Here is a 4,261-nt window from a genome sequence, read left to right as displayed (position 1 = left end):
AAAAAAAAGAGCTGAAGTATTTTGATATGCTTAAAAATAAGGTAATTGACGGCATGATAGTAGGTTCAAGCATTATACCCACTAATAAAATTAATGATCTTTCCTCTTCTGGTAAGATCATTTCTTGTGAGTATTCTGCGAGTGAAAAATTTCCAAGAGTCTTTGTGGATCATGAATCAGGTTTTAAATTGGCCGTAGATCATTTAAAGTCGAAGGGGCATCAGAAAATCGGTTTATGTTTAGGTAACCCTAAAAGTGGAGTAGGGATAATTAGAAAGAAATCTTTTTTTAACTTATTACAGGAATATCAATTAACTTGGAACAATGACTGGTACTTTGATGAAAGATATACCATTTATGATGGCATAAAAGTGGCAAGTAAATTGTTAGATAACCCTGTACGTCCAACTGCGGTGGTGGTAGGTAGTGATCAAGTGGCAGCTGGTATATTGTATGAGGTTAAGCGGCGAGGGATACGGATTCCAGAAGACCTAGCATTAATAGGGTTTGATGATCAGCCCATTGCAAAGGTTTTAGATCTAACTACAATAAACCAACCCATCATAGAATTAGGTGAGGTTGCTGCCAATTTACTATACAGACTTGTGAATGGAGAGGGAATTCATGCTGATACAAAATTGGAATTAGAATTGGTCGAAAGAAAGTCAGTTTGAAACAACTCGACTCGAAGACTGCCTTTGTCTAAAGTAACATAACTATCCTTTATCAGACTTTAAAATAAAGCCTATGACTGTTTGTTAAGTCAAGAATGGTATTAGAAAGCTGTATATGCGGCTTTTTTTAGTTGAGGGAATAGTACGAAAAAAACACCTATATGCCCACAATGCAAGATTGGTGCGGTAAAATGGAATCTTTATGAATGGGATGGCTACGGAAAAAATTATTTTACACATGCACTAATGAATCATGCGAATACAAAGAAGATATAAATGAATATTATCATGAGCACATTCATAATGCGTACAATTAGGTCTCTACTGTAATATTCAAATATATCTATAGCAGGAGGTTTTTCATATCGTGTATCAAATTTTGTTCAACTAATGGGTGCTTTAGTTGAAGTTAAACAAGAGTAGAAAAAATAAAAGGAACAGTTTTTTACTGTTCCTTTAAACTTGAGCACGCCATAGTTTAATTTCAACCTTCAATTCAGGCATTCCTAATTCATTAATAAAGGCATATCATAGCTGTCTAGTTCAGTGTAGCCGATTCACAGATGCCTACTATACTTTTATGAGTATAAATAATTAAAAAGCAGAAGCTTTGCGACAATCAGCAACCTCTTTAAAGGGAACCTCTTTCTAAATAGTTAATATTGATAATGTGGTCCGATTTTATCCGCTCTTTGATACAACAATTCTGAGACAGTTACGAACTCATATCCTTGCTCATGAAGGCTTTCCAAGATGATAGGAAGGGCAGCTGCCGTAGCTTGGTGAATATCATGCATCAAAACGATGGCACCATCGTGAATGTCTTCCAAAACTCTTTGAGCTATCTTATCCTTATCTCGACTCTTCCAGTCAAGTGAGTCGATTGACCAGAGAATGATAGGGGTATCTGCATCTTTCATAACGTCTACCAAAAGGTCATTATAGGCACCATAAGGAGGCCTCATAGTAGTGGGACTGAAACCTACCGCCTCTTTAATATGAATGTTGGTCTGTTCCAGTTCACCACGAACTTTTTCATCGTTTATTGACGTCAAATCTGGATGATTCATGGAATGGTTACCAATTTCATGTCCTTCCGCGGCGACAGCTTGAACAAGAGAAGGGTAATACTGAGCTTGAATGCCCAGCATGAAAAAAGTAGCCTTCGCATCGTAACGGTTTAGTGTCTCAAGCACTTGTGGAGTCACAATGGGATGTGGACCATCATCAAAGGTAAGGGCGACGTATTTTCCTTCCGGGTCCAACTTCGACCACTCTTGTTCATCTATATCTATTTGCTCGTTTACAGTTTCTGCACTAGCCTCTGACTGAAAAAAAATATCTTCATAGATGTAAGGTGTTATGTCATCAAGAGGTATGTCTAGCTCAATAGCCCCTACAAAACCCGGTGCAATCTCATATTCATCAAAATAGAGAGAGAAGCTATCTTGGTTCAAGGACCACATCCACTCATCAGGCGATTTCAACAACGTATTTAGTTGATCTTCAAACAGTACATCCTGAAGCAACTCCTCTTGATGGAGTTTATTTATGATAATTTTCTGCACTTCTTTTGAGTAAGCACTTAAATTGATGACATCATCCACTTCCAATAGACTTCCACTAGAAAGGTCTACAGTAAAGGTTTGAATTTCTTCTTTACCGTTCGCTCCTCCGAGGTAATAATACATTGAAAAAATAAAACTATATATATCATCCGTTATTCTTTTTGTATCTAGTTCTATAGTCAGATTTGATCTAACTTGATGAGACTGATCTTTAATAGCTGTTGTAAAGTCTTTTTCCTGTTCTGTCACCCAGTCCATTAAGATTGAATTAATGGATTCATTTTTTGTCTCAGGCAAAGCGATTGAGTACGTATATTCATCCGTATGTTTAGTACGAACTAGAACATCTAGTCCTGGAAATCTTCCAGAGTAATCGTCACTATCCTTTATCACACTGGCATTAGCCGGTTCTTCTAATCCATTCTTATCTAGATAGCTAAAAAAGTTTAAGGTACTACCAGTTACAATTAGTAGTAGTATTAGAATAATGGTCCAACCAGGCAATTTAATTCTTCTTATAATACTTCTTCTTTTCATTGATATTCAAAACCTCTCCTAAAATTAATAACATTGAGAGATATTATCACATAACTATACGAAAGTCACCTTCATAAAAATTACATTTCCTACTTTTTTAATAATTCTACTTTAGGCTATTAAACTCGGAATCACATTTGTATCTTTTATTATGTATTTTATAATTAAAATTAGAACATATAATAAACCTGAAAGAGCTTTACTCTATTAACAACCTTGAAAAGGAGAATTCAAACTTGTTAATAGGTGAGTAAGTCGTAACCGAAATAAAGGACTCTGTAGTGTATAAACTATAAATTGTTGTAGATGAAAAAACAGCCTAAATAAGCATAGACATGGATCTATGCTTATTTACATACGAATAGCAGGGTATTTTCCCTCTTAAACGGAACCCGTTAGGAGCGCAGTCCTTTTTCATTATTTGCCCTCGCCTCTTAACTGCTCCCCATTCCCCGTTTGGATTTGGTTTAAATAATACCGCTCCTGACCAGGTTCACTTAAGGAAGAAATGTTCAGGAAATAGCTTTGGTCTATTTCAATAAAATTATAGACGTTAGCATCTTTTATATACACTTTGAATTCTTCACGACTTTCAAGATCTTCTTCTGCATCATTATAGCCAATAACCCACATCTCCATGTAGTCACCTGGTTCAATATAGAAATCTTTTTCCTCCACATAGAAAACTCCAAAAGTATGGGACGTATAGATTAACCGATTTTCTTTTAGCTGGTGATTTACGAAAAAGCCTATCACAATGCCAACTACAGCCAAACAAATTACGAGTAAAAATAGCTTCTTTTTACCGGTCATAAGCCACCTCGTTCAATCTTAAGTTTATATATCTTATTCACAAAGATGATAAAAGAGAGCATCTACTCTTTATCAAAACTAACAAATGTATTCATTCCTTGTTTTTATCCCAATTGTAAGGGACCCTGCACCAGTTTATAAATAACATAAGAATAAATACCATGAATCGAATCGTTAGATTCTCGATCCATCTCATTTCTTAATGTAGAAGAAATTGAACCAAGCTCATGATTACAAAGTACATTAATGAAAATCTCAACGCTTGCTTAATTATACAAAACCTCCTAAGTTTATTAAAAAATACAATAACATAATAACATCCATAATATCTTTATCTTCCCTGATGAAGTAGTAGCAGAATAGTTTCTAAAATACTCATACTACCAATATCGTCATATATTCCTATTTTATCCAAATGTCGAATGTACTAAGATAATAGGTAAAGTATTCCTTCTTGGCTTAATAGAGGTGATGTATGAAAACATTAGATGTGTCTGGCTTACATAGTGGTATAGATGAAATAAAAACAAAGATAGAACATCAGCAAGAACAGCTTAAACAAATTGAAACATCCGTAATGGGTATCGTCCGTTTAAGTGACTCCTTAAAAGGAGAGGGAGGGACGGCCATTCGTCGTTTTTATCAAGAATGCCACCTCCCATTTATTCA

At 35.2% G+C, this 4,261-nt stretch carries 4 protein-coding genes; 2 read left to right on the top strand and 2 right to left on the bottom strand.

All coding sequences use genetic code 11. From position 1 onward, the window contains the following. The coding region (locus A33I_RS17660) for a substrate-binding domain-containing protein (RefSeq protein WP_022629646.1) at positions 1–674 on the top strand (674 nt) is incomplete at its 5' end. A 656-nt stretch (positions 675–1,330) separates the two neighbouring features. Here A33I_RS17660 and A33I_RS17655 read toward each other — a convergent pair. Both A33I_RS17655 and A33I_RS17650 read right to left on the bottom strand, forming a co-directional pair. Then, entirely contained in the window at positions 1,331–2,746 is a 1,416-nt protein-coding gene (locus A33I_RS17655) for a polysaccharide deacetylase family protein (RefSeq protein WP_161808692.1), read from the bottom strand. A gap of 450 nt (positions 2,747–3,196) precedes the next feature. After that, positions 3,197–3,592 (bottom strand): hypothetical protein, encoded by a 396-nt coding sequence (locus A33I_RS17650; RefSeq protein ID WP_022629644.1) that lies wholly within the window; start codon positions 3,590–3,592, stop codon positions 3,197–3,199. A gap of 475 nt (positions 3,593–4,067) precedes the next feature. Here A33I_RS17650 and A33I_RS17645 point away from each other — a divergent pair. Next, positions 4,068–4,261 (top strand): T7SS effector LXG polymorphic toxin (locus A33I_RS17645; protein WP_031311466.1); only part of this gene is annotated, 194 nt, incomplete at its 3' end.

This window comes from Alkalihalophilus marmarensis DSM 21297 (assembly GCF_000474275.2).
Lineage (GTDB): Bacteria > Bacillota > Bacilli > Bacillales > Bacillaceae_D > Alkalihalophilus > Alkalihalophilus marmarensis.
The sequence above is the reverse complement of the archived record's forward strand: the minus strand, read 5'-3'. Positions and strand labels throughout refer to the sequence as shown.